General features: G+C 74.3%; 22 protein-coding genes. 12 read left to right on the forward strand and 10 right to left on the reverse strand.

Features of this window, described 5'->3' with window-relative positions; translation table 11 throughout:
- The first annotated feature begins 102 nt into the window (after positions 1–102).
- The 3 genes from ACVV2G_RS22470 (at position 103) to ACVV2G_RS22480 (ending at position 5,229) form a co-directional block, all read left to right on the forward strand.
- Positions 103–2,703 (forward strand): helicase-associated domain-containing protein, encoded by a 2,601-nt coding sequence (locus ACVV2G_RS22470; protein WP_453844541.1) that lies wholly within the window; start codon positions 103–105, stop codon positions 2,701–2,703.
- A 590-nt stretch (positions 2,704–3,293) separates the two neighbouring features.
- The gene (locus ACVV2G_RS22475; RefSeq protein WP_453844542.1) at positions 3,294–3,509 is read left to right on the forward strand and encodes a hypothetical protein; all 216 of its coding nucleotides are present in this window, start codon (positions 3,294–3,296) and stop codon (positions 3,507–3,509) included.
- 76 nt (positions 3,510–3,585) lie between these two features.
- Entirely contained in the window at positions 3,586–5,229 is a 1,644-nt protein-coding gene (locus ACVV2G_RS22480; protein ID WP_453844543.1) for a DNA repair helicase XPB, read from the forward strand.
- 23 nt (positions 5,230–5,252) lie between these two features.
- Here ACVV2G_RS22480 and ACVV2G_RS22485 read toward each other — a convergent pair whose 3' ends face one another.
- Entirely contained in the window at positions 5,253–5,438 is a 186-nt protein-coding gene (locus ACVV2G_RS22485) for a hypothetical protein (protein ID WP_053132991.1), read from the reverse strand.
- Positions 5,439–5,748: 310 nt separating this feature from the next.
- Between ACVV2G_RS22485 and ACVV2G_RS22490 the strand changes: the two genes are divergently transcribed.
- Positions 5,749–7,797: a HelD family protein gene (locus tag ACVV2G_RS22490; RefSeq protein ID WP_453844544.1), complete on the forward strand. Its 2,049-nt coding sequence runs from the start codon at positions 5,749–5,751 to the stop codon at positions 7,795–7,797.
- 339 nt (positions 7,798–8,136) lie between these two features.
- Here ACVV2G_RS22490 and ACVV2G_RS22495 read toward each other — a convergent pair whose 3' ends face one another.
- A complete protein-coding gene (locus ACVV2G_RS22495) occupies positions 8,137–8,826 on the reverse strand; it encodes a copper homeostasis protein CutC (protein ID WP_453844545.1) in 690 nt (229 codons plus the stop codon).
- Positions 8,827–8,933: 107 nt separating this feature from the next.
- Positions 8,934–9,131, reverse strand: coding sequence for a hypothetical protein (locus ACVV2G_RS22500; RefSeq protein WP_453844546.1), 198 nt, complete (start codon positions 9,129–9,131; stop codon positions 8,934–8,936).
- 41 nt (positions 9,132–9,172) lie between these two features.
- Between ACVV2G_RS22500 and ACVV2G_RS22505 the strand changes: the two genes are divergently transcribed.
- Both ACVV2G_RS22505 and ACVV2G_RS22510 read left to right on the forward strand, forming a co-directional pair.
- Complete coding sequence (locus tag ACVV2G_RS22505; RefSeq protein ID WP_453844547.1) at positions 9,173–9,835, forward strand: HD domain-containing protein; 663 nt, start codon at positions 9,173–9,175, stop codon at positions 9,833–9,835.
- A gap of 10 nt (positions 9,836–9,845) precedes the next feature.
- Positions 9,846–10,928 (forward strand): GNAT family N-acetyltransferase, encoded by a 1,083-nt coding sequence (locus tag ACVV2G_RS22510; protein WP_453844548.1) that lies wholly within the window; start codon positions 9,846–9,848, stop codon positions 10,926–10,928.
- Here ACVV2G_RS22510 and ACVV2G_RS22515 read toward each other — a convergent pair.
- On the reverse strand, positions 10,910–11,188 hold the full coding sequence (locus tag ACVV2G_RS22515) for a DUF4031 domain-containing protein (RefSeq protein WP_453844549.1): 279 nt from the start codon (positions 11,186–11,188) through the stop codon (positions 10,910–10,912). The genes ACVV2G_RS22510 and ACVV2G_RS22515 overlap by 19 nt on opposite strands.
- A gap of 10 nt (positions 11,189–11,198) precedes the next feature.
- On the reverse strand, positions 11,199–11,579 hold the full coding sequence (locus ACVV2G_RS22520) for a hypothetical protein (RefSeq protein WP_453844550.1): 381 nt from the start codon (positions 11,577–11,579) through the stop codon (positions 11,199–11,201).
- A gap of 55 nt (positions 11,580–11,634) precedes the next feature.
- On the opposite strand from ACVV2G_RS22520, the gene ACVV2G_RS22525 reads away from it, so the two are divergent.
- The 4 genes from ACVV2G_RS22525 to ACVV2G_RS22540 all read left to right on the forward strand — a co-directional run bounded on the left by ACVV2G_RS22525 (position 11,635) and on the right by ACVV2G_RS22540 (position 15,832).
- Entirely contained in the window at positions 11,635–12,600 is a 966-nt protein-coding gene (locus ACVV2G_RS22525) for a MurR/RpiR family transcriptional regulator (RefSeq protein WP_453844551.1), read from the forward strand.
- A 150-nt stretch (positions 12,601–12,750) separates the two neighbouring features.
- Positions 12,751–13,686, forward strand: coding sequence for an N-acetylmuramic acid 6-phosphate etherase (murQ, locus tag ACVV2G_RS22530; protein ID WP_453844552.1), 936 nt, complete (start codon positions 12,751–12,753; stop codon positions 13,684–13,686).
- Between the two features lie 15 nt (positions 13,687–13,701).
- Positions 13,702–15,315: a PTS transporter subunit EIIC gene (locus ACVV2G_RS22535; RefSeq protein WP_453844553.1), complete on the forward strand. Its 1,614-nt coding sequence runs from the start codon at positions 13,702–13,704 to the stop codon at positions 15,313–15,315.
- The gene (locus tag ACVV2G_RS22540) at positions 15,263–15,832 is read left to right on the forward strand and encodes a hypothetical protein (RefSeq protein ID WP_453844554.1); all 570 of its coding nucleotides are present in this window, start codon (positions 15,263–15,265) and stop codon (positions 15,830–15,832) included. The genes ACVV2G_RS22535 and ACVV2G_RS22540 overlap by 53 nt, the downstream gene beginning before the upstream one ends.
- A 77-nt stretch (positions 15,833–15,909) precedes the next feature.
- Here ACVV2G_RS22540 and ACVV2G_RS22545 read toward each other — a convergent pair whose 3' ends face one another.
- Positions 15,910–16,299 carry a hypothetical protein gene (locus ACVV2G_RS22545; protein WP_453844555.1) on the reverse strand — a complete coding sequence of 130 codons (390 nt, stop codon included), beginning with the start codon at positions 16,297–16,299 and terminating at the stop codon, positions 15,910–15,912.
- A 118-nt stretch (positions 16,300–16,417) separates the two neighbouring features.
- Here ACVV2G_RS22545 and ACVV2G_RS22550 point away from each other — a divergent pair, with 118 nt between their 5' ends.
- Both ACVV2G_RS22550 and ACVV2G_RS22555 read left to right on the forward strand, forming a co-directional pair.
- The gene (locus ACVV2G_RS22550; RefSeq protein ID WP_453844556.1) at positions 16,418–17,257 is read left to right on the forward strand and encodes a helix-turn-helix domain-containing protein; all 840 of its coding nucleotides are present in this window, start codon (positions 16,418–16,420) and stop codon (positions 17,255–17,257) included.
- Positions 17,241–17,444 carry a DUF397 domain-containing protein gene (locus tag ACVV2G_RS22555; protein WP_453844557.1) on the forward strand — a complete coding sequence of 68 codons (204 nt, stop codon included), beginning with the start codon at positions 17,241–17,243 and terminating at the stop codon, positions 17,442–17,444. Before ACVV2G_RS22550 ends, ACVV2G_RS22555 begins: the two co-directional genes overlap by 17 nt.
- Before the next feature lie 807 nt (positions 17,445–18,251).
- Here the strand turns inward: ACVV2G_RS22555 and ACVV2G_RS22560 are convergent.
- From ACVV2G_RS22560 to ACVV2G_RS22575, 4 genes are all read right to left on the reverse strand, one after another.
- Positions 18,252–19,769 (reverse strand): carboxylesterase/lipase family protein, encoded by a 1,518-nt coding sequence (locus tag ACVV2G_RS22560; protein ID WP_453844558.1) that lies wholly within the window; start codon positions 19,767–19,769, stop codon positions 18,252–18,254.
- A gap of 79 nt (positions 19,770–19,848) precedes the next feature.
- On the reverse strand, positions 19,849–20,979 hold the full coding sequence (locus tag ACVV2G_RS22565) for an NADH:flavin oxidoreductase (protein WP_453844559.1): 1,131 nt from the start codon (positions 20,977–20,979) through the stop codon (positions 19,849–19,851).
- Between the two features lie 229 nt (positions 20,980–21,208).
- Positions 21,209–22,834, reverse strand: coding sequence for a chaperonin GroEL (groL, locus tag ACVV2G_RS22570; protein ID WP_453844560.1), 1,626 nt, complete (start codon positions 22,832–22,834; stop codon positions 21,209–21,211).
- A 339-nt stretch (positions 22,835–23,173) separates the two neighbouring features.
- Entirely contained in the window at positions 23,174–23,377 is a 204-nt protein-coding gene (locus ACVV2G_RS22575; protein WP_004929928.1) for a cold-shock protein, read from the reverse strand.
- Between the last annotated feature and the right edge of the window lie 263 nt (positions 23,378–23,640).

Genomic DNA, 23,640 nt, shown 5'->3' on the forward strand with positions numbered 1-23,640 from the left:
GGACGAAGGTACCGAATCCTCCGGCGCACGGCGGACACCACCGCGCACGTCACCGGCGCACGCGCCGCCCCGGCGTCGTACCCACCCGCTACCGTGGGCCGGATGAGCACCGAGGAGAAGTCCGCGGCCCCCCGGTCCCTCGCGGAGGCGCTCCGCGTCAGGGACGACGTCTCGCTGGCCGCCCTCCTGCGCAGCCGCCCCGACCTCGTCACCCCCGTGCCCACGGACCTCACGCAGCTCGCCACCCGCGCCGGCACCCGTGCCTCGGTCGTACGGGCGCTGGAGCGGCTGGACCGGTTCACCCTGCAGACGGCGGAGGCGCTGGCCGTTGCGGCGGACCCGGCGCCGTACGGCGAACTGCTGCGGCTCATGGCCGGGGACCCGGCGGTCGCGGCCGACCCGGCCGTCGCCGCCGCCCTCCCCCGGTCCCTGGCCCTGCTGCGCGAACAGGCCCTGGTGTGGGGCGCCGACGACCGGCTGCGGCTGGTGCGCACCGCCCGCGAGCTGCTCGCGCCCTCCCCGCAGCACCCTTCGCCGACGGGGCTCGGCCCCTCCGTGCGGGAGGCGACGGCGGGGATGTCGCCGGGCCGGATGCAGGAGCTGCTCGCCGCCGCCGGCCTGCCCTCGACCCACGACTCCGTGTCGGCGGTGTCCGCGCTCGGTGCGCTGTTCACCGACCGGCCGCGCATGGAGGCCCTCCTCGCCGGCCTGCCCGAGGAGTCCCGTCAGGTGCTGGCCCGGCTGGTGTGGGGCCCGCCGTACGGGCAGGTCACCCACGACCCCGCGGCGCACCTGCGCGCGCTGCTGGACCGCGGCCTGCTGCTGCCGACCGCGCCGGGCACGGTCGTCCTGCCCCGCGAGGTCGCCCTGCACCTGCGCGGGGGCCGGGCGCACCGTGCGCCCGAGCCGGTGCCGCCGCCGGTGGAGGCCGCGGCCGCACACCGTCCGCAGGTGGTGGACGCCACCGCGGCCGGGCAGGCCCTGGCGGCGCTGGCGACCGTCGAGGAGCTGCTCAAGGAGTGGGACGAGGGCGGCCCTGCGGTGCTGCGGGCCGGCGGGCTGAGCGTGCGGGACCTCAAACGGACGGCCGTCGCCCTGGACGTGCCCGAGCCGGTGGCCGCCTTCTGGGTCGAACTGGCCTACGGGGCCGGGCTGATCGCCTCCGACGGCGAGGCCGACGAGCGGTACGCGGCGACGCCGGCCGGCGACGAGTGGCGGGAGCTGCCCACCGCCGAGCGCTGGGCGAGGCTCGCCGAGGCGTGGCTGACGGCCACCCGCACGCCGGGGGTGGTCGGCGGGCGGGACGCGAAGGACCGCACGCTCTCGGCGCTGGGGCCCAACCTGGACCGTTCGGCGGCTCCGGAGGTACGGCGCCGGGTGCTGGGGCTGCTCGCGGGGCTGCCCGAGGGCGCCTCGCCCACCGAGGAGTCGGTGCTGGCGCGGCTGCGCTGGGAACGCCCGCCGCGTGGACCCCAGCGGGAGCAACGGGAGCCTCGGGAGCCTCGGGAGCCTCGGGAGGAGGACCTGCGCAGCAGGCTGGCCCGGTGGACGCTGTCCGAGGCCGAGCTGCTGGGTGTCACCGGGCGCGGTGCGCTGGCCGCGCCGGGGCGTGCCCTGATCGGGGCGCCCGAGCCGTTGCGTCCGGCACCGCCGACCGGGGAGCCCGAGGGCCCCGGCGACAAGCTCCCCGTCCACCACCGCGCGCTCCCCTCCACGACTCCCCCGACCCCCGCCGAACAGGCCGCCGCCACCGCGTCCGCCGCCCGGCTCCTCGCACCGCTCTTCCCCGAACCGCTGGACCACGTGCTGCTCCAGGCCGACCTGACGGCGGTGGCGCCGGGGCCCCTGGAGCGTCCGCTGGCCGACCTGCTGGGGGTGCTCGCGGACGTGGAGTCCAAGGGGGGCGCGACCGTGTACCGGTTCACGCCGGGCTCGGTGCGCCGTGCGCTGGACGCCGGGCGGACCGCCGCCGACCTGCACGCCGTCCTCGCCCGGCACTCCCGCACGCCGGTGCCGCAGCCGCTCACGTACCTGATCGACGACGTGGCCCGGCGGCACGGGCGGCTGCGGGTGGGCGCGGCCTCGGCGTACGTGCGCTGCGACGACGACACGACCCTGGACGAGATCCTCGCCGACAAGCGGGCGGCCGGCCTCGGCCTGCGCCGGCTCGCGCCGACCGTGCTGGCCGCGCAGGCCGACCCGGCGGCGCTGCTGGAGGGGCTGCGGGCGATGGGGTTCGCGCCGGCCGCGGAGTCCGCCGCGGGTGATGTGCTCATCGCCCGCGCCGACGCCCACCGCACGCCGCCGCGTACGGCACCGGAGCCGGTCCCGGACGGCCCGCCGGTCCCCGACGACACCCTCCTGACGGCGGCGATCCGCGCCGTCCGGGCCGGTGACCTGGCCTCGACGGCCCCGCGCAAGCCCGGCCCGGGTGCCGCCGGGGGCGGTGGCCCGGCCGCGGGTGAGCTGCCCCGCACCGGCGCCGCCGAGACCCTCGCCACCATGCAGGCGGCCGTCCTGACCGGCGAGGCGCTGTGGATCGGCTACGTGAACGCCGAGGGCGCCGCCAGCCAGCGCGTCGTCGCCCCGATCCGGGTCGAGGGCGGCTTCGTCACGGCGTACGACCATACGGCGGACGAGGTGCGCACCTATCCGCTGCACCGGATCACCGGCGTGGCCGAACTGGCCGACGGGGCGACCTGACCGGCCCCTCTTTCGGGCGTACGGGCCGGATCATGCACGCCACGCCGGGTGATTAGCACCTGCGAGGGAGCTTTTTTCATAAAGCGCATCGACCTTCCGGGCCTCGGGCAGCCACCGGGTGTCCTGCACCCAACCGAAAGGAACAGCCTGATGCGTGCCGTTCGTCGAGTCGCCACCGTCCTGACCTCCACCGCCGCTCTGCTGGCGGCGTTCGCCGCCGAGGCCGCGGCCATCGGCATCGACCTCGGTGGAGGCCTCACCCTCTGATCCGACCGTCCCGCGTCCCCACCCGCGGGCCGGGCCCCAGCCCCCAGGGCCCGGCCCGCCGGGGGCCTCCCCGGCCCGCCCGGAGCCTCCCCCGGGCCGCCCGGGATCACCTCCCAGCCGCCCGGGATTCCCAGCCCACCCGGGATTCCCAGCCCGCCCGGGATCACCTCCCAGCCCACCCGGGATCACTTCCCAGCCCGCCCGGGGTCTCCTCCCGGTCCGTTCCGGATCACTTCACGGTTCGCCCGGGACCCCCTCACAGCAGCCCGACCCGCGTCCCCTCCCGTTTCCTCCGTGCTCCCCCTTCTCCCCGAAAGGCCCCCATGCGCGCCAAGCCCGTCGATCCCTCCCGTTCCGCCGCCCGTGCCGCCGTCGCCGTCTCCGTCGCCGCCCTGATCACCGCCGCGGCGCTGTTCGGCGCGCTCGCCCCCGAGGCCGCCGCACTGCCGCTGCCCCTCCCCGTCACCGGCATCGAGCCCCTGGTCACGGAGGGGGTCACCATCGAGGGACCGCTGATCAACAACCTGACTCTCCGCTAGCCCCGCTCCGCGATCAGGCACACTGGACGTTTGGCCGAGCCGTCGTCGGCCGCACGCACGCGAAAGGGTGCCGCCCGTGAATGGTCCGCTGATCGTCCAGTCCGACAAGACCCTGCTCCTCGAAGTCGACCACGAGCAGGCCGGCGACTGCCGTCGGGCCATCGCGCCGTTCGCCGAACTGGAGCGGGCGCCGGAGCACATCCACACCTACCGGGTGACCCCGCTGGGCCTGTGGAACGCGCGGGCGGCGGGTCACGACGCCGAGCAGGTCGTGGACGCGCTCGTCGAGTACAGCCGCTACCCGGTGCCGCACGCGCTGCTCGTCGACATCGCCGAGACGATGGACCGCTACGGCCGCCTCACCCTCTCCAAGCACCCGGCGCACGGGCTGGTCCTGACGACCACGGACCGGCCGGTGCTGGAGGAGGTGCTGAAGTCGAAGCGGATCGCGCCGCTGGTCGGCCACCGCATCGACGCCGACACGGTGGCCGTGCACCCCTCCGAGCGCGGGCAGATCAAGCAGACGCTGCTGAAGCTGGGCTGGCCCGCCGAGGACCTCGCCGGGTACGTCGACGGCGAGGCGCACCCGATCGAGCTGGCCGAGGACGGCTGGGCGCTGCGCCCGTACCAGAAGCAGGCGGTGGAGAACTTCTGGCACGGCGGCAGCGGTGTCGTCGTGCTGCCCTGCGGTGCGGGCAAGACGCTGGTCGGGGCGGGTTCGATGGCGCAGGCCAAGTCGACGACCCTGATCCTGGTCACCAACACCGTCTCCGCACGGCAGTGGAAGCACGAGCTGGTGAAGCGCACCAGTCTCACCGAGGACGAGATCGGCGAGTACAGCGGGACGCGGAAGGAGATCCGGCCCGTCACCATCGCCACGTACCAGGTGCTGACCACCCGCCGCAAGGGCGTCTACCCGCACCTGGAGCTGTTCGACTCCCGGGACTGGGGGCTGATCGTCTACGACGAGGTGCACCTGCTGCCGGCGCCGGTCTTCAAGTTCACCGCCGACCTCCAGGCGCGGCGGCGGCTCGGCCTGACCGCGACGCTCGTGCGCGAGGACGGCCGCGAGTCGGACGTGTTCTCCCTCATCGGCCCGAAGCGTTTCGACGCCCCGTGGAAGGAGATCGAGGCGCAGGGCTACATCGCGCCCGCCGACTGCGTGGAGGTCCGGGTCAACCTCACCGACTCCGAGCGGCTCGCGTACGCCACCGCCGAGGCGGAGGAGAAGTACCGCTTCTGCGCGACGACCGCGACCAAGCGGAAGGTGACGGAGGCCATCGTCCGGCGCTTCGCCGGGCAGCAGATCCTCGTCATCGGCCAGTACATCGACCAGCTCGACGAGCTGGGCGAGCACCTGGGGGCGCCGGTCATCAAGGGCGAGACGTCCAACGCCCAGCGGGAGAAGCTCTTCGAGTCCTTCCGCCAGGGCGAGATCAGCGTCCTCGTGGTGTCGAAGGTCGCGAACTTCTCCATCGACCTGCCGGAGGCCACCGTCGCGATCCAGGTGTCGGGCACCTTCGGGTCCCGGCAGGAGGAAGCCCAGCGTCTCGGCCGGGTGCTGCGCCCGAAGTCGGACGGCCACCAGGCGCACTTCTACTCGGTGGTCGCGCGCGACACGCTCGACCAGGACTTCGCCGCCCACCGCCAGCGCTTCCTGGCGGAACAGGGCTACGCGTACCGGATCATGGACGCGGACGAGCTGCTGACCGAGAGCTGACACCGGGGCCGGCTCCGGGGCGCTCACCTGCGTCGGACGCCGGCCTCCTCGCCGTACTCGCCGAGCACGACCACGTCGAAGGCGGCGCCCGCGAACACCCTGACGGCGCGCAGGGCGTCACCGAGCCGGTGCCGGTGGCTGCCGGCCACGGGCGTGGCACCGGACGCGCGGCCCGGTGCCGGGGCGGGGGAGATGGTTGCTGCGCTCATGTCTCCATGGTGCGACCGCGGGCCCCCGTCCGGCATCGGTCCTCGGGCCCGACCTTTCCCCCCGCCCGGTCCACCTCCGGACGGACCCCGACCCTCAGGCCAGAGGGCCCCGTCCCCTAAGGGTCGCGGGGCACGGACCGGCAAGGATCGCGGGGCACGGACCGGAATATCCGTTGGCACCTGCGGACCCCGCTCCCCTACACTCTCCGCTCCTGCCCGCCTCCTCACGGAGTGCCGCCTTCCGGACGGAAACCGGTCGGCCACCGCGCGAACCCGCGCCCACCACCCAGCGGCCCCCGGAGGCACCCCCTTGTCCACGCCCGTCCACGACGACCCCCTCGCGCGCGAGCGCGCGCACCTCGCCGCGTCCCGTTCCGCCCTGCGCGCCATGCGGGAGGACGTCGAGTCCCTCGACATCACCGACGTCACCGCGAACTGGGTCAACGCCGCGGTCCTGGAGAACCAGATCGCGGAGCGCGTCAAGGCGCTCGCCGACCTCAGCGGGACCCCGCTGTTCTTCGGGCGGCTCGACTACCTGCACGCTCCGGGTGCGGAGCGGGCCGAGGGCGGGGAGGGGGAGCGCTTCTACGTCGGGCGGCGGCACGTGCACGACGCGGACGGCGACCCGATGGTGATCGACTGGCGGGCACCGGTGTCGCAGCCGTTCTACCGGGCGTCGAAGAAGGACCCGATGGACGTCGCACTGCGCCGCCGCTTCGGCTACACCGGCGGGGACCTGACGGCGTACGAGGACGAGCACCTGTCCGACCCGGCCGAGGAGGCGGTCACCAGCAAGCTGCTCCAGCAGGAGATCGAGCGGCCGCGTGTCGGTCCGATGCGCGACATCGTGGCGACCATCCAGCCCGAACAGGACGAGATCGTGCGCGCCGGGCTGGCCGGTTCGGTCTGTGTGCAGGGCGGCCCCGGCACCGGGAAGACCGCCGTCGGCCTGCACCGGGTGGCCTACCTCCTCTACGCGCACCGCGAGCGCCTCGCCCGCACGGGCACCCTCGTCATCGGGCCGAACCGGTCCTTCCTGCACTACATCGAGCAGGTCCTCCCCGCCCTCGGCGAGCTGACGGTCCGCCAGGCAACCGTCGACGACCTGGTGGCCCACGTCGAGGTGCGCGGTGCGGACGAGGCGGCGACGGCGGTGGTCAAGGGCGACGCGCGGATGGCGGAGGTGCTGCGCAGGGCCCTCTACTCGCACGTCACCCCGCCCACCGAGGGGGTCGTCGTGGTGCGCGGCTCGCGGCGCTGGCGGGTGGCGGCGTACGAGCTGGAGGAGATCGTCCGCGAGCTGCTGGCCCGCGACATCCGCTACGGTGCCGCCCGCGAGGCCCTTCCCCAGCGGATCGCGCACGCCGTGCTGGTGCAGATGGAGCGGGCGGGCGAAGCGCCGGACGACCGGGTGCAGAACGCGGTGGCCCGCAACGCCGCGGTGAAGGCGGCGGTGAAGGCCGTCTGGCCGCAGGTCGAGCCCGCCAAGCTCGTCCTGCGCCTCCTGTCGGACGCGGACTTCCTCGCCGAGCACGCCGAGGGCGTCCTGACCGAGGAGGAGCGGAAGGCGGTGCTGTGGGTGAAACCGGCCCGCTCGGTGAGATCGGCGCCGTGGTCGCCCGCCGACGCCGTGCTGATCGACGAGACCACCGACCTGGTCGAGCGCACCCACTCCCTCGGGCACGTGGTCCTGGACGAGGCGCAGGACCTGTCCCCCATGCAGTACCGCGCGGTGGGCCGGCGCTGCACCACCGGCTCGGCGACCGTCCTCGGCGACCTGGCGCAGGGCACCACGCCGTGGGCGACCCGCAGCTGGGCCGAGGCGCTGGCCCACCTGGGCAAGGAGGAGGCCGTGGTGGAGGAGCTGACGGCCGGTTTCCGTGTGCCGACGGACGTCATCGCGTACGCCTCCCGGCTGCTGCCGCACATCGCGCCGGGGCTGACGCCGGTGGCGTCGATCCGCGAGAACCCGGGCCTCTTCGAGGTCCGTACGGCCCCGGGCGGTACGGCGGACGTGGTGGCGGCCTGCCGCGAGCTGCTGGAGCGCGAGGGCTCGGTCGGTCTGATCGCCGCCGACGCGCGGGTGGCGGAGCTGGCGGCGGCCCTCGGGACGGCGGGGATCGGCTACGTCGGCCCCGGCGAGGAGACCACGCGGACCACCCGCCTGACCCTGGTCCCGGCCTCGCTGGCCAAGGGCCTGGAGTACGACTACGTGGTCCTGGACGAGCCGCGGGCCGTGGTCGACGGCGAGCCGGACGAGCGGACGGGGCTGCGGCGGCTGTACGTGGCGCTGACCCGCGCGGTGTCGGGACTGGTCGTGACGCACGGCACGGGGCTGCCTCCGCAGCTGACGGCGTAACCCCGCCGGAACCGGCACCCCACAGCACCCCGGCCCCCGGCACGACCGGCACCCGGCCCCACGACGCGCGGACGGCCGGAACGCGGACGACGACGCGCGCGGACGACCGACGCACGGGCAGCCGGTACGCAGAGCGGCCGGCCCACGGACGACCGGCACACGGACAACCGGCGCGCGGACGACCGACGCGCAGAGCGACCGGTACGCGGACGACCAGCACCGGCACACGGGCAGCCGGCCCCCGGCACGACCGGCACCCGGCCCCACGGCGCGCGGACGGCCGGTACGCGGACGACGGCCCACGGACGACCGGCGCGTGTTACGCGTGCAGCACCCGGCTTACGCGTCCAGCACCCGGCGCCACTCCGCCACGGACTCCGCCGACACCGGGCCGCCCCACCCGGAGGGCCTCGCCGCGCCGCCGATGTGGAAGCCGTCGATCCCGGCGTCCAGGAGCCCCGGCACGTGCTCCAGCCGCAGGCCTCCGCCGACCAGCAGCCGCTGCTCGTACCCCGGCTCCCCCCGCCGTCGCGCCTCGGCGAGCAGCACGGGCAGGCCGTCGTCCACGCCGCCCGCCGCGCCGGCCGTCAGGTAGGTGTCCAGGCCGGGGAGGTCCGCGAGCTGCTTGCGCAGGGCGTCCCGGTCAACGGCGCGGTCGATCGCGCGGTGGAAGGTCCAAGGGCACCCGTCCAGTGCCCCGGCGACCCGCTCCACCACCGCGAGGTCCACGTCACCGTGCGCGTCGAGGAACCCGAGCACGAACTGCGCGGCCCCGGCCTCCCGCAGCTCCGCGGCGAGCCGCACCAGCCGTTCGACGTCCCCGGCGGCGAACCCGTCCGCGAGCCGCAGCATCACCCGTACGTCGATGTCGACGGCCGCGCGGACCGCGGCGACGGTCGCGGTCGACGGGGTCAGGCCGTCGGCCGCCATGTCGGTGACCAGTTCGAGGCGATCCGCGCCTCCGGCCTGGGCGGCGACCGCGTCCTCGACGTCGAGGGCGATCACCTCCAGGACTGCTCGCTTGCTCATGGGACCCCATTCGTCGGCCTACTACAGGTCTAGTCCAATCCAAGACTACGCCCAGACGGCCGGGCCGGGCTCCCCTTCGTCCCCCGGACGCTCGCCCGCGCCGCCGCTCAGCCGCCGAAGAGGTGCAGCTCCGCCGCGTCCACCCCGGCCGGCTCGTACCCGGCCGCGCCGTGCGCGCCGTCGAGGGGCCGGCCCGCGTACAGCCGTACGAGGGTGGCGGCGTCCCCGATGTACCGGCCCGGACGGGCGGGCGAGCGGCGGGCAGGGGCGGGCCGTGTGCGCCGGGAACGGGCCGTGAACGGCATGGACCGGGCGGGTGCCCCCGGCCCGCTGGGAGAATGAGCGCATGGCCGACCTCGACGCCCTGCGCTCCCGCTGGCTGCACGCCCTCCTCCCGGCCCGCGAGGGCGCCGGCCACCCCGATCCGGCCCCGTACGCCGACGCGTTGCTGCGCCGGTGGTCCGAGCCCCGGCGGCGCTACCACACGCCGGCGCACCTGACCGCGGTCCTCGACCACGTCGACGTACTGGAGGAGTACGCCGACGACCCGGCCGCGGTCCGGCTGGCCGCGTGGTTCCACGACGCGGTCCACCTCCCCGACCGTTCCGGGAACGAGGAGCGCTCGGCCCGCCTGGCCGAGCGCGCCCTGCCCGAGGCGGGCGTCCCGGCGGCGCGGACCGCCGAGGTGGCCCGGCTGGTCCGGCTCACCGTCACCCACGCCCCGGCGGACGACGACCGCGACGGGCAGGTGCTGTGCGACGCCGACCTGGCGGTACTGGCCTCGCCGCCGTCGGCGTACGCCGCGTACACGGCGGCCGTGCGCGAGGAGTACCACTTCGTGCCGGACGACGCCTTCCGCGAGGGGCGGGCCGCGGTGCTGCGTCACCTCCTCGGTCTGCCCCGGCTGTTCCACACCCCCTACGGGCGGCGCGCCTGGGAGGCCGCCGCCCGCCACAACCTCACCGGTGAGCTGGAGACGCTGTCGCCCGGCGGCGACCCGGCCCCGTAGCCTGCCCGGCATGCGGAGCATGGGCGGGGACCAGGTGGAGGAGGCCGTCGCGGGCGCCGTCGCGCTGCTGCGGACGGCGACCGACCGGGACTGGGAGGCGGTGCGGGCCGGACGGCTGGAGTGGAGCTGCCGGTCCACGGCGGAGCACGTCGCGGGCGACCTCATCGCCTACGCGGGCCGGCTCGCCGGACGCGCCACCGAGGCCTGCGTCCCCTCCGGGATCGCCCTGGAGGAGGACACCGGCAACGAGGACGTCCTCCAGGTGATCGAGACGGCCGGCGCCCTGCTCGCCGCCACGCTCCGCACCACCCCGCGCGAGGTCCGCGCCTTCCACCCGTACCCCTTCCGCAGCGCGGACCGCGAGGGGTTCGCCGCGATGGGGATCACGGAGGTGCTCGCGCACACGCACGACATCGCTCAGGGCCTCGGACTGGCCTACGAGCCGCCCGCCGGGCTGTGCGCGGACGTTCTCGCCCGGATCTTCCCGCACATCCGCCCCCACGCCGACCCCTGGCGCACCCTGCTGTGGGCCACCGGCCGCGGCGACCTGCCGGGACGCCCGGCGGTCACCGGGTGGCACTGGTGCAGCAACCTGGTGATCGAGGCCGCACGCCTCACCCTCCAGGGCGTCACGCCCGCCGCCGCCGGCGACCTGGCCGCGGGCGGCGACGGCGGCTTCGTCTGGGTCGACGGCGGCCCCTTCCAGGGCACCCGGGATGCCGCCGGGATGCTGCTGAAGGCGTACGGGGCGGGCGTGCACCGGCCGGAGTGGGGGGTGTTCGCGCTCGTGCGCCGCGCGGACGGCCGCGCGGTCGGCGGCATCGGCTTCCACGGCGCGCCGGACGAGGACGGCCGGGTGGAGATCGGCTACGACCTCGCCGAGGCCGCCCGCGGCCACGGCTACGCCACCGAGGGCCTGCGCGCGCTGTCCGCGTGGGCGCTGGCCCGGGACGAGGTGACGTCCGTGTGCGCGACCACCGAACCGGGCAACACCGCGTCGCAGGCCGTCATCGCCCGCGCCGGTTTCCGCCGGGTCGCGGTCGCCGGAACGGACCCCGGCACCGGACAGCACGCCTACGAACTGCGCGGCTGACCGGCCCCCTTGCGCCGCCGCAGCCCCGCCCGGTGCAGCAGCCGCACCACCTCGCGGCTGCCGACCTCCAGCGCCCCGGCGGACACGGCGTCCGCGTACCGCTGGGCGGGGATGTCGTAGTGGTCGCGTTCGAAGGCGCGGCGCGGCACGCCCAGGGTCTCGGCGAACGCGTGCAGTTCGGCGTAGGAGACGTCGCTGACGAGGTGGGACCACAGCCGGCCGTGGCCGGGCCAGGACGGCGGATCGATGTAGACGGTCACCGGGCCGTCCTCACGCCAGGGGGGTGCCGCCGGCGGCACCCAGCGAGCCGACCGCGGCGACCTTCACGCCCGCCTTGCCGCACACCCAGTGCGGGTCGGGGCCGAGTTCCGGCTCGACGTCCAGCGCGTGCGGGTCGCCGGAGCCGCAGACCGGGCACAGCGGCCAGCGGCCGTACCGCTCCAGCAGGGCGTCCTGCACGTCCTGGGCGACCAGGCCCGGCACGAACTCCGCGCCCTGCGGCCACTGCTCGACCCACCAGCGCCGCTGCACGACGGACTCCTCGACCAGGGACACGACGTCCGGCTCGGCGACCTGGCCCGCCACCAGATCGGCGAGCACGAGGGCGCGCGCGGCGTGCAGCGTCTGCTCCAGGGGGCTGATGGGGTCCATGCCCCCATTGTGCGCACTCTTGACCCGCGGGCCGAACCGAAAATATCTTTCACGAGTGACCGACGAAGTGAAGGAAACTTTCGGCGGCGGGGGCGGCGCCGCGTCCGCCGGCCGCCGCGGCGCGGGAGCCGGCGGCACCCCGCCCGCACCCGGCGCCCTCGCGGCCAAGGTGCGCACGCTGGCGCCGTCGATGACCCGTTCCGTGCAGCGGGTCGCCGAGGCCGTCGCGGGCGACCCCGCCGGCTGCGCGGCCCTCACGGTCACCGGCCTCGCCGAGCTGACCGGCACCAGCGAGGCGACCGTCGTCCGCACGGCCCGGCTGCTCGGCTACCCCGGCTACCGCGATCTGCGTCTCGCGCTCGCCGGGCTCGCCGCCCAGCAGCAGTCCGGCCGCGCGCCCGCCCTCACGACCGACATCGCGGTCGACGACCCGATGGCCGACGTCGTCGCCAAGCTGGCCTACGACGAGCAGCAGACCCTCGCCGACACCGCCGCCGGACTGGACACCGTCCAGCTCGGCGCGGCCGTCACCGCGCTCGCCGCCGCCCGCCGCACCGACGTGTACGGCATCGGCGCCTCCGGGCTGGTCGCGCAGGACCTCACCCAGAAGCTCCTGCGGATAGGGCTCATGGCGCACGCCCCCGGCGACCCGCACCTCGCCGTCACCAACGCGGTGCAGCTGCGCGCCGGGGACGTCGCCCTCGCGATCACCCACTCCGGGTCGACGGGGGACGTCATCGAGCCGCTGCGGGTCGCCTTCGAACGCGGCGCGACGACCGTCGCAGTCACCGGCCGTCCCGACAGCCCCGTCACGCAGTACGCCGACCACGTGCTGACCACGTCCACCTCGCGGGAGAGCGAGCTGCGGCCGGCGGCGATGTCGTCCCGGACCAGTCAGCTGCTGGTCGTGGACTGCCTGTTCGTGGGGGTGGCGCAGCGGACGTACGAGTCGGCCGCGCCGGCGCTGGCCGCCTCGTACGAGGCGTTGGCCCACCGGCACGGGCATCGCGGGAGACCGTAAGGGCCGTCGGCCTCCACCGGCATCCACCGGCATCCGCCGGCGACCGCGGACCGTGGGTGGCCGATCGCGCCCACACGGCTCAGCCGTGTGTCGACACGTCCCGCGCCCCCGGGTAAGAACAGGCACCGAGTTGGAGAAGAGCCGCCCCTCATGACCTCGACCCCCCGCCACCCCGACCTCCGTTCCCAGCTGGAGAAGCTGACCACCGAAGCGTTCCGGCCCGAGCTGGCCGGGATCGACCGGATGCCCACCCTCGACATCGCCCGGGTGATGAACGGCGAGGACACCGCCGTGCCCGCCGCCGTCGCCGAGCGGCTGCCCGAGATCGCCGCCGCGATCAACGCCGTGGCCGCCCGGATGGCGCGCGGCGGACGGCTGGTCTACGCGGGCGCCGGTACGGCCGGCCGGCTCGGCGTGCTGGACGCCTCGGAGTGCCCGCCCACCTTCAACACCGCCCCCGGACAGGTCGTCGGCCTCATCGCCGGCGGCCCGGACGCACTGGTCACCTCGGTCGAGGGCGCCGAGGACTCGGCCGAGCTGGCCCGCGCCGACCTGACCGCCCTCGGCCTCACCGCCGACGACGCGGTGGTCGGCGTCTCCGCGTCCGGCCGCACCCCGTACGCGATCGGCGCCGTGCGGCACGCCCGCGCCCTCGGGGCCCTCACCGTCGGCCTGGCCTGCAACGCGGGCAGCGCCCTGGCCGCCGCGGCCGAGCACGGCATCGAGGTCGTCACCGGGCCCGAGCTGATCACCGGCTCCACCCGGCTGAAGGCCGGTACGGCGCAGAAGCTGGTCCTGAACATGCTGTCGACGATCACGATGATCCGCCTCGGCAAGACGTACGGGAACCTGATGGTGGACGTCCGCGCCTCCAACGAGAAGCTGCGCGCCCGTTCGCGCCGTATCGTCGCGCTGGCCACCGGCGCCGCCGACGACGCGATCGAGCGGGCGCTGACCGCCACCGACGGCGAGGTCAAGCACGCGATCCTGGTCCTGCTGGCCGATGTGGACGGCCCGACGGCCGCCCGCCTTCTGGAGGACTCCGGCGGCCACCTGCGTGCCGCGCTGGCGGCGGCGCGGGGCTGACCGCACGCTCGGGGGGTGCACAAGGACCCCCATGCCACGGCCGCCGCGCTGCTCCCCCTGGTCGGCGGCCCCGCCAACGTCGTCTCCGTCGCCCACTGCATGACCCGCCTCCGCCTGGGCCTGGCCGACCGGTCCCGGGTGGAGGGCGAGGCGCTGCGCGCGCTGCCCGGCGTCCTCGGGGTGGTGGAGGACGGCGACTCGTACCAGGTGGTGCTGGGCCCGGGGGTGGTCGGACGGGTGACCGAGGCCTTCGAGACGCTGCTGGCGGCCGACGGCGACGACGCCCCGGCGAACCCACCCGCGAACACCCCCACCGGCACCGCGAACACCCCCACCGGCACCACACCCACCTCCGCCACCACCGCGAACACCCCCACCGACCTCGCAGGCGAGCCCACCGACCCCGCAGGCGCCCCCGCAGGCGCCCCCGACGGCACCGCGGACGCCCTCGCCCGCCGGGGCGCCGAACTGAGGGCGCGGCAGAAGCGGCGCAACGCGACCCCCCTGAAGACGGCCCTGCGCCGCGTCGCCGACATCTTCGTCCCCCTCGTCCCCGCCCTGATCGGCTGCGGGATCGTCGCGGGCGTCGGCGGCCTGCTGACGAACCTGGGACTGCTCCCCGGCATCACCCCCGCCCTGACCGCCGTCTCCTCCGCCTTCATGGCGCTGATCGCGGTGTTCGTCGGCCACAACACGGCGAAGGAGTTCGGCGGCACACCCGTGCTGGGCGGCGCGGTCGCCGCCGTCGTCGTCTACCCGGGCGTCGCGGAGGTGCCGGCGTTCGGCGCCACGCTCACCCCCGGCCAGGGCGGTGTCCTCGGCGCCCTGGCGGCGGCCCTGCTGGGCACCTGGATCGAGAAACGCTGCCGCGCCCGCCTCCCCGGCACCCTGGACGTCCTGCTCACGCCGACCCTGACGGTCCTGGTCTCCGGCCTGGTCACGCTGTACGTCCTCATGTACGCGGCCGGCGAGGTCGCCACGGCCGTCGGCACGGCCGCGGACCGGCTCCTGTCGAGCACCGGGGTCCTGGCCGGGCTCGTCCTCGGCGGTCTCTTCCTCCCGCTGGTGATGCTGGGCCTCCACCAGGCCCTCATCCCCCTCCACACCACGCTCATCGAACAGCAGGGCCACACCGTCCTGCTCCCGGTCCTGGCCATGGCGGGAGCCGGGCAGGTCGGCGCGGCGGCGGCGGTCTACGTGCGGCTGCGCCACGACACGTCCCTGCGCGCGACGATCAGATCGGCGCTCCCCGCCGGCCTGCTCGGCGTCGGCGAGCCCCTGATCTACGGCGTCTCCCTGCCCCTCGGCCGCCCCTTCGTCACCGCCTGCGTGGGCGGGGCGGCTGGCGGCGCCTTCGCCGGCCTGTTCGCGATGCTCGGCACCGACGTGGGGGCGACGGCGATCGGCCCGTCCGGCTGGGCGCTGTTCCCGCTCCTGGCGGGCGGCGGCGGATGGGCGGTGACGGCGGGGGTGTACGGCGGCGGGCTGCTCACCGGGTACGTGACCGGCTTCGCGGCGACGTACTTCTTCGGTCTGGGCGCGGGCACCGTCCGCGCCGTGTGCGACTCTGGGGAACATGAACCACGCCCAGCTGACCGCCCTGGGCCGCGCCCTGCGTCTCCTCGGTGAGCACGGCGAGGCCCTGACCGCCGACACGCCGGACGCCAAGCTGCACGAGGTCCGCGCCGACCTGAAACGCGCGCTGGACCAGCTGGAGGAGAGCGTCGCGACGAGCGCCCCCAGCACCCGCTGCCCCGAGCATCCGAACGGCCCGGTCGACAAGGCGGCCCCCGACCTGTGCCTGCTGTGCGAGACGCGGCGCCGCGCCGCCCGCCGCGCCGAGTACAACGGCGGCCCGCTGCCCACCCGGCCCGCCGAGCCGGTCCAGTCCCGGTACGGGATGCGCGGCGACCGGCCGCAGCCCCAGCAGCGCTGGCTGCCCGAGCTGTGGAACGGGCAGGCGTGGCAGCTGTGCGGCACCCCGCGCCGCGACCGCCGCGAGGCCGAGCTGTACATCGCCGCCCAGCTGCGCGGCCCGCGCGCGGCCGTGGCGTACCGGCTCGTCCACGAGTTCACGGACTACGAGGTGCTGCGGGTGTGGGGGACGCCGGTGCGGGTGGACGTCGAACCGATGGGCGGCCTGTGACCCCTCCGCCCGGCCGCCCCGGCCGGGTGGGACCGGGTGGTGACGGCCGCCGCCGCTGACCGCGCCGTCGCGCCCGGCTAACCCCGCACGCTCTCGTGGTTGGTCCTGCGCAGCCGGGCCCGCATCAGCTCCTCCGGAGGCGCGACCGCCACCGACGCGGCCGGGCAGTCCCACTCCCGGCCTCCACCGACCGGCCGTAGCCGCACGCAGCCGTCGGCGTGCCCCATGACCTCCCCCACCCTTCCGTCCCGCGCGTCCACGGCGTGCGTGCCGACCACCGGCCGCTCCCCCCGCACCACCGACGCCAGCCGCTCGGCGACGCGGACGTTGCACCGGCCCAGCTCCACCAACGCGAACGGCTCGTCGCTCGCACCGGTGACCGGATCGACACACAGGGACGGCAGCACGATGCCGGCCTCCACGAGGGCCCGACGCAAGGACTCGACGACTTCTTCGGTCGACCGCACCCTTCCTCACCTCCACGCTGAGTTTCCATTTCAGCACCCAGCGTGTCCACCCCGCCTCTAACCTGGCCATACAGGACACCCCAACAACCCTTGCTGTACGACCGGGAGTTCCGTCGCCATGCCTGGACCGAAAGACCTCGACCCTTCATCGTCCCCCCGCGCCCTCCTCGGCGCGGAGCTGCGCCACGCCCGCGAGAAGGCCGGGCTGAGCCAGGAGGAACTGGGCGGGCGCCTGTTCGTCAGCGGCTCGTTCATCGGACAGTTGGAAGCCGGTACGCGCAGGATGCAGCCGGAGTACGCGCGCATGCTGGACGACGTCCTCGGGACGGAGGACTTCTTCCAGCGGAACTGCGCGGCCTCGGCGAGGTCGAAGTACCCGGAGCACTTCGCCGAGGCGGCGGAGGCGGAAGCGCAGGCCACGGCGATCAGGCAGTATGCCCCGCTGCTGATCCCAGGCCTGCTCCAGACTCCCGCGTACGCGCGGGCTGTGTTCCGCGCGTACCGGCCGACGGGGTCGGAAGAGAAGATCGATGAGCTGGTGGCGGCTCGTTTGGAGCGGGCTCACATCCTCGACGATCCAACAGAACCCTTGTTGTGGGTGGTAATCGATGAGGCGGCGTTGCGACGTGTGACAGGCGGGCACAAGGTGATGGCGGAGGCCCTGCGTCACATCATCAACGTCGTTCGACGGAACCGGGCCATCGTGCAGGTTCTGCCGTTCAATGCCGGCGCTCACGCGTCGATGGAGGGTTCCATCAAGTTGATGGACTTCAAGGAAGCCCCTCCGCTCATCTACTTCGAGGGTGTGGGCACCGGTCGGCTGGAGGACGACCCCGCCACCGTCAGGTACCAGCGGCACACCTACGAACTCCTGAGCGCCAACGCCCTCTCTCCACAGAAGTCCCTGGCCCTGATCGAGGCCGTGGCGCAGGATTACGCCCATGAGGAGCATTCCTGAGGCGACTTGGTACAAGTCCAGCTACAGCGGCGGCAGCGGCGGCGACTGCCTCGAAGTCGCCCCCGACGGCACCACCGCCATCCCCGTCCGCGACAGCAAGAATCCGCACGGCCCGGAACTCCTGTTCCGAGCCGACGCCTGGACTGTCTTCGTCGACGATCTCAAGGCGTCCCCGGCCTACAGGTGACCGGGGGAGCCACTCGCTTCCTGGCCAGTGAAGCGAGCGAGCGGCCCGGGAAAAGGGGTGGCCCGGGCACGCCGGTCAACACGCGTTCACGCAGGATGAGCGGGTTACGTGTGGGCGATGGGTGGGACGCACGCTCCCCTCACACCCGCGAGCACCGCCCTACGCCCGGCCGCGCGAGGGGGCCCTCCCCAAAAGCGAGGACACTTCGGCCCGAAGTGTCCTCGCTTTTCGAGACCACCCCCGCCCCCACCCACTCACCCCAAGCCGCCGAGACGGCGGGGCGTGCCGTCACCGGAGCCGGCGCGCCCGCACCACCACCCCCCGATCGCCGCTGAACCCGCCCCGCGTGCCGCCACTCGCCCAGCGCACTCCGAACCACCCACTCACCGCAAGCCGCCGAGACGGCGAGGCGTGCCGTCACCGGAGCCGGCGCGCCCGCACCACCACCCCCCGATCGCCGCTGAACCCGCCCCGCGTGCCGCCACTCGCCCAGCGCACTCCGAACCACCCACCCGCCACAAGCCGCCGAGACGGCGAGGCGTGCAGGTGAGGGGCGAACGCGCCCCGCAACCCCGGGTCGTCACACAGCCGGCGTAAGGGACCGGCGTACCCGAGCCACCACTTTCCCCGGGCCGCCCGCTCGCTTCTCCCTCGTGCTGGAGCGAGCCGGGTCAAGGGTCGGCCGCAGGCCGATCGGCGAAGCCGACGCGAAGCGCCCTTGACGCGGCTCGCGGAGGCACGACACTGGCCGAGAAGCGGGCGGCCCCCACGGTCACCTGGAAACCGGCCGTGCCGTGAGGCCGGCTCTCACTCCCCCGGCTTCAGCAGAGGCAGCGCCCCGAACTCGTACCCCTCCCACAGCCGCCGCGACGCCTCCTGCGGGTCCGGCGCGACGACCGGCTCCGCGTCCAGGACCTGGACCAGCCGCCGTTGCGTGTCGTACGCCGGCCAGCCGGGGTCCGACGTGCGGGCGAACGCCGTCCACGAGGCCCGGATACGGGCGGACAGGGCCAGCGCCTCGGCGGACGGTTCCGCACCGGCGAAGAGCAGCAGGCCCAGGTCCGCCTGGAAGGTGCCGAAGAGCAGGGGGACGTCCAGGGCGTGGCACGCGCCGAGGGCGCCGCCGTCGGCGGGGGCCGGCCAGGTCAGCTCGTAGACGTGGGACCGGCCGCCGCCCGCGAGGTGGGCCTCGGCCAGCCGCAGTGACGGCATGGCGAACAGCCAGTCGGTCTGGACGCGTTCGTACAGGTCGTTCGCGGACGCGTCGGGGAACGCCGCGCGGTAGGCCGCCTCGCCGCCCGGCGCGTACAGGCCGAGCGCCGCGCTCGCGCGCTCTCCGCTGATCCGGCCGAGCTTGCCCGCCATGGCGGTGAACAGGCGGTTCTCGTCCCGGTTGTGGCCGACGACCAGGTCGACGTCCCGGGAGGAGCCGGAGACCAGCGCCTGCCACGGGGTGACCGGCAGGACGTCGCCGTCGACGACCGGGGAGAACGGGGTGACCGTGGGCGCGGCCTGGCCCCACCGGGCCACGTTCCGGGGCATCTTCGGTGCCAGCGCCTGGCCGGCCTCGACCAGTTGGTCCGGGGCGACGGCGCAGAGGTCGGCGACCGTGGGCCGCAGGCCGATCTCGTCGGCGAGGGCGGCGCCGATGTCCCGGGCGAGCGCGTCGGAGAAGAAGGTGCCCGGCACGCTCTGCGCGATGGCCCGCCGGAAGAGGCCGGCCGCGCGGGGCATGGCCATCAGGGAGGCGACGGACCCGGCGCCCGCCGACTCGCCGAAGACGGTCACCTGGTCCGGGTCGCCGCCGAACGCCGCGATGTTGTCCCGCACCCACTCCAGCGCGGCCACCTGGTCGAGCAGGCCCCGGTTGGCGGGGGCGCCCTCGATGTGGGCGAAACCCTCCATGCCGAGCCGGTAGTTGAGGGTGACGACGACGAGGTCGCCGTCGGCGGCGATGCGGCGGGCGTCGTAGCCGGGGCTGCCGGAGTGGCCGAGTTTGTAGGCGCCGCCGTAGATCCAGACCATGACCGGGCGGCGGGCGGCCGGGTCCGGGGCGGGGGTCCAGACGTTGACCGTCAGCCAGTCGTCCCCCTCGGGGAGGGCGCCGGCCGGGCCCGCGAGGCCCGTGTCCTGCGGGGGCGGCGGCCCGAAGGCGTACGCGTCGCGTACGCCCTCCCAGGGCCGGGCGGGACGCGGGGCGGCGAACCGGGCCTCGCCCACGGGGGCTTCGGCGAACGGGATGCCCCGGAAGACGGCCAGGCCGTCCGCGGTCCGTCCGCGCACCGCACCGGAGACGGTGCGCACCACGGGGTCGGTCGCGCTCATCGCTCACTCCTCACTGGTTTACCGCAGGCTGTACGCCAGTTGGTGATCTCCGGACCCTACGCCGTGGTGCGCGCCGCGCTCAGCTGAGGGTCTTCATCGACGCGGCCTCGTACGGGGCGAGGGCGTCGAAGCGGCCGGAGAGGACCTTCGCGGCCCACTCGGGGTCCTGGAGCAGCGCGCGGCCGACGGCCACGAGGTCGAACTCGTCGCGCTCCATGCGGTCGAGGAGGTTGTCGAGGCTGCCGACCGGCGAGCCCTTGCCCAGGAAGGACTTGGTGAAGTCGCCGTCGAGACCGACCGAACCGACCGTGATGGCGGTCCTGCCGGTCAGCTTCCTGGTCCAGCCGGCGAGGTTGAGGTCCGAGCCGTCGAACTCCGGGCGCCAGTAGCGGCGCGTGGAGGCGTGGAAGGCGTCGACGCCGGCCGAGGCGAGCGGGGTGAGGACGGCCTCCAGTTCCTCCGGCGTCCCGGCGAGGCGGGCGTCGTAGGCCTCCTGCTTCCACTGCGAGTACCGGAAGATCACGGGGAAGCCGGCCGAGACCCTCTCCCGTACGGCGGCGACGATCTCGGCGGCGAACCTGGTGCGGGAGACGGGGTCGCCCCCGTAGGCGTCGGTGCGGCGGTTGGTGCCCGCCCACAGGAACTGGTCGACGAGGTAGCCGTGGGCGCCGTGGATCTCCACGCCGTCGAAGCCGATGCGCTCGGCTGCGGCGGCGGCCTCGGCGAAGGCGCCGACGACGTCGTCCAGGTCGCGCCGGGTCATCGCCCTGCCGGTGGCCTCGTCCGCGCCGATGCGCAGGCCGGAGGGGCCGACGGCGGGGGCGTCGGCGAAGGGCGGCTCGCCCTGCCTGCGGACCATGCCGATGTGCCAGAGCTGCGGCACGATCGTGCCGCCCGCCGCGTGCACCGCCGCGGCGACCTTCGCCCACCCGGCGAGCTGCTCCTCGCCGTGGAAGCGGGGCACGCGGTCGCTCTGCCCGGCGGACTCGTGGCCGACGTAGGTGCCCTCGGTGACGATCAGGCCGACTCCGGCGGCGGCGCGCCGGGAGTAGTACGCGGCCACGTCGTCGCCGGGGACGCCGCCCGGGGAGAACATCCGGGTCATCGGGGCCATGGCGATGCGGTTGGGCACGGTCAGGCCGTTGATGGTGGCCGGGCGGTCGAGGATCCGGGCGGCGCGGGTGGCGGCCTCGGCGGAGGTGGCGGTCACGTGGGGGCTCCCTGGGAGGTACCGGTCGGTATGTGCATACGCATGCAGCTCTGCCGGGGACAACGGGGCCGCCCGTGCCGCCCATTCCGGCCGCCCGCCCTTCGTGGTCCGGATCACACCCGGGGGGCGTCGCCGCACCGCGGTCCGGCCGCGGGAAAAGCCCGAGGGCGGCACCCCCTGTCGGGGAGTGCCGCCCTCGGTCCGTGGGACGGTTGATCGACCAGGTCGATCAGAAGTCCATGTCACCGCCCGGCATGCCGCCGGGGGCGCCGCCCGGGGCGGCCTTCTCCGGCTTGTCGGCGATGACGGCCTCGGTGGTGAGGAACAGCGCGGCGATGGAGGCGGCGTTCTGCAGGGCGGAACGGGTCACCTTCGCCGGGTCGATGATGCCTTCGGCGATCATGTCGACGTACTCACCGGTCGCGGCGTTCAGGCCGTGGCCGACGGTCAGGTTGCGGACCTTCTCCACGATGACGCCGCCCTCGAGACCGCCGTTGACGGCGATCTGCTTCAGCGGGGCCTCCAGGGCGAGCTTCACGGCGTTGGCGCCGGTCGCCTCGTCACCCGTCAGCTCCAGCTTCTCGAAGACCTGGGAGGCCTGGAGCAGGGCCACGCCGCCACCGGCGACGATGCCCTCCTCGACGGCCGCCTTCGCGTTGCGGACGGCGTCCTCGATGCGGTGCTTGCGCTCCTTGAGCTCGACCTCGGTGGCGGCACCGGCCTTGATGACGGCCACGCCGCCGGCCAGCTTCGCCAGGCGCTCCTGGAGCTTCTCGCGGTCGTAGTCCGAGTCGCTGTTCTCGATCTCGGCGCGGATCTGGTTGACGCGGCCGTTGACCTGGTCGGTCGAGCCGGCGCCGTCGACGATGGTGGTCTCGTCCTTGGTGATGACGACCTTGCGGGCGCGGCCCAGGAGGTCCAGGGTCGCGTTCTCCAGCTTGAGGCCGACCTCCTCGGAGATGACCTCGCCGCCCGTGAGGATGGCGATGTCGCCGAGCATGGCCTTGCGGCGGTCGCCGAAGCCCGGGGCCTTGACGGCGACGGACTTGAAGGTGCCGCGGATCTTGTTGACGACCAGGGTCGACAGGGCCTCGCCCTCGACGTCCTCGGCGATGATCAGCAGCGGCTTGCCCGACTGCATGACCTTCTCCAGGAGCGGCAGCAGGTCCTTGACGTTGCCGATCTTGGAGTTGGCGATCAGGATGTACGGGTCGTCGAGCGACGCCTCCATACGCTCCATGTCGGTGGCGAAGTACGCCGAGATGTAGCCCTTGTCGAAGCGCATACCCTCGGTGAGTTCCAGCTCCAGACCGAAGGTCTGGGACTCCTCGACGGTGATGACGCCTTCCTTGCCGACCTTGTCCATGGCCTCGGCGATCAGCTCGCCGATCTGGGTGTCGGCGGCGGAGATGGAGGCCGTGGAGGCGATCTGCTCCTTGGTCTCGACGTCCTTCGCCTGCTCCAGCAGGGCGGCGGAGACGGCCTCGACGGCCTTCTCGATGCCGCGCTTCAGGGCCATCGGGTTGGCACCGGCCGCGACGTTGCGCAGGCCTTCCCTGACCAGGGCCTGGGCGAGAACGGTCGCGGTGGTCGTACCGTCACCGGCGACGTCGTCCGTCTTCTTGGCGACTTCCTTGACCAGCTCGGCGCCGATCTTCTCGTACGGGTCCTCGAGCTCGATCTCCTTGGCGATGGAGACACCATCGTTGGTGATCGTGGGGGCGCCCCACTTCTTCTCGAGGACGACGTTGCGGCCCTTGGGGCCGAGCGTCACCTTGACGGCGTCCGCGAGCTGGTTCATGCCGCGCTCGAGGCCGCGCCGTGCCTCCTCGTCGAACGCGATGATCTTGGCCATGTGAAGTGGTCCCTCCAGGACTGGGGGTGATTCCTTCGGACCGCGCCCGCGCCCGCGACGGACGGCTCGCCGGCCGTGTGGTTCCTTCCCCACCCGGCCTGCGGGCCTCACCGACCCGGTCCTTCGTTGTCACTCTCACCTTCAGAGTGCTAACGCCAATGATTAGCACTCGCCCCTGTCGAGTGCAAGCGCCTTCCGGGGATCGGCCCGGCCGCCCGGCCGCCCGCACCACCCGGCGCGGCCCCGTGCGGGCCCCCGCGGGCAGGCCGAAGGGCCCGCACCTCCGGGGAGGTGCGGGCCCTTCGGAGAAGAACCGTTCGCTTGCGGTGGCCGAACGTCTCAGGCGCTGAGGCGAACCATGTCGGCCTGCGGGCCCTTCTGACCCTGCGAGATCTCGAACTCGACCCGCTGGCCTTCTTCGAGGGTGCGGTAGCCGTCCATCTGAATCGCGCTGTAGTGGACGAAAACATCCGCACCACCGTCGACCGCGATGAAGCCGTACCCCTTCTCCGCGTTGAACCACTTGACGGTGCCCTGAGCCATGCCTAACTCCCCTATTACTGGCCCTTGCACAGATCCGCACTTCGCGGACCCGGGTCAGACCTCGCCCCCCACGACCGGGGGCGTGCGCCGGAACGCGTCGACCGCGGCTGAATGTATCTGTCCAACTGCCGTCTGCAACAGGTCAGTCGGACGAGAAATCTGGACGCACCCGGCCCGGAATGTGGCGAGAATTCGCCTGAATTCGGGTCAAGTCGGGGCAGACAAAGGGCTCAAAAGCCGCGAAATACGCCCGCATTTTGGCT

It is taken from the genome of Streptomyces sp. JK94, from assembly GCF_053613315.1.

Excerpts from the sequence above, each read along its gene's own strand:
- ACVV2G_RS22495 (WP_453844545.1), bottom strand. The coding sequence starts at position 8,826 with ATGAGCAAGCGAGCAGTCCTGGAGGTGATCGCCCTCGACGTCGAGGAC.
- ACVV2G_RS22475 (WP_453844542.1), top strand. The coding sequence starts at position 3,294 with ATGCGCGCCAAGCCCGTCGATCCCTCCCGTTCCGCCGCCCGTGCCGCC.
- ACVV2G_RS22500 (WP_453844546.1), bottom strand. The coding sequence starts at position 9,131 with ATGCCGTTCACGGCCCGTTCCCGGCGCACACGGCCCGCCCCTGCCCGC.
- murQ (WP_453844552.1), top strand. The coding sequence starts at position 12,751 with ATGACCTCGACCCCCCGCCACCCCGACCTCCGTTCCCAGCTGGAGAAG.
- ACVV2G_RS22555 (WP_453844557.1), top strand. The coding sequence starts at position 17,241 with ATGAGGAGCATTCCTGAGGCGACTTGGTACAAGTCCAGCTACAGCGGC.
- ACVV2G_RS22510 (WP_453844548.1), top strand. The coding sequence starts at position 9,846 with ATGCGGAGCATGGGCGGGGACCAGGTGGAGGAGGCCGTCGCGGGCGCC.
- groL (WP_453844560.1), bottom strand. The coding sequence starts at position 22,834 with ATGGCCAAGATCATCGCGTTCGACGAGGAGGCACGGCGCGGCCTCGAG.
- ACVV2G_RS22470 (WP_453844541.1), top strand. The coding sequence starts at position 103 with ATGAGCACCGAGGAGAAGTCCGCGGCCCCCCGGTCCCTCGCGGAGGCG.
- ACVV2G_RS22485 (WP_053132991.1), bottom strand. The coding sequence starts at position 5,438 with ATGAGCGCAGCAACCATCTCCCCCGCCCCGGCACCGGGCCGCGCGTCC.
- ACVV2G_RS22550 (WP_453844556.1), top strand. The coding sequence starts at position 16,418 with ATGCCTGGACCGAAAGACCTCGACCCTTCATCGTCCCCCCGCGCCCTC.
- ACVV2G_RS22505 (WP_453844547.1), top strand. The coding sequence starts at position 9,173 with ATGGCCGACCTCGACGCCCTGCGCTCCCGCTGGCTGCACGCCCTCCTC.
- ACVV2G_RS22575 (WP_004929928.1), bottom strand. The coding sequence starts at position 23,377 with ATGGCTCAGGGCACCGTCAAGTGGTTCAACGCGGAGAAGGGGTACGGC.
- ACVV2G_RS22560 (WP_453844558.1), bottom strand. The coding sequence starts at position 19,769 with ATGAGCGCGACCGACCCCGTGGTGCGCACCGTCTCCGGTGCGGTGCGC.
- ACVV2G_RS22520 (WP_453844550.1), bottom strand. The coding sequence starts at position 11,579 with ATGGACCCCATCAGCCCCCTGGAGCAGACGCTGCACGCCGCGCGCGCC.
- ACVV2G_RS22540 (WP_453844554.1), top strand. The coding sequence starts at position 15,263 with ATGAACCACGCCCAGCTGACCGCCCTGGGCCGCGCCCTGCGTCTCCTC.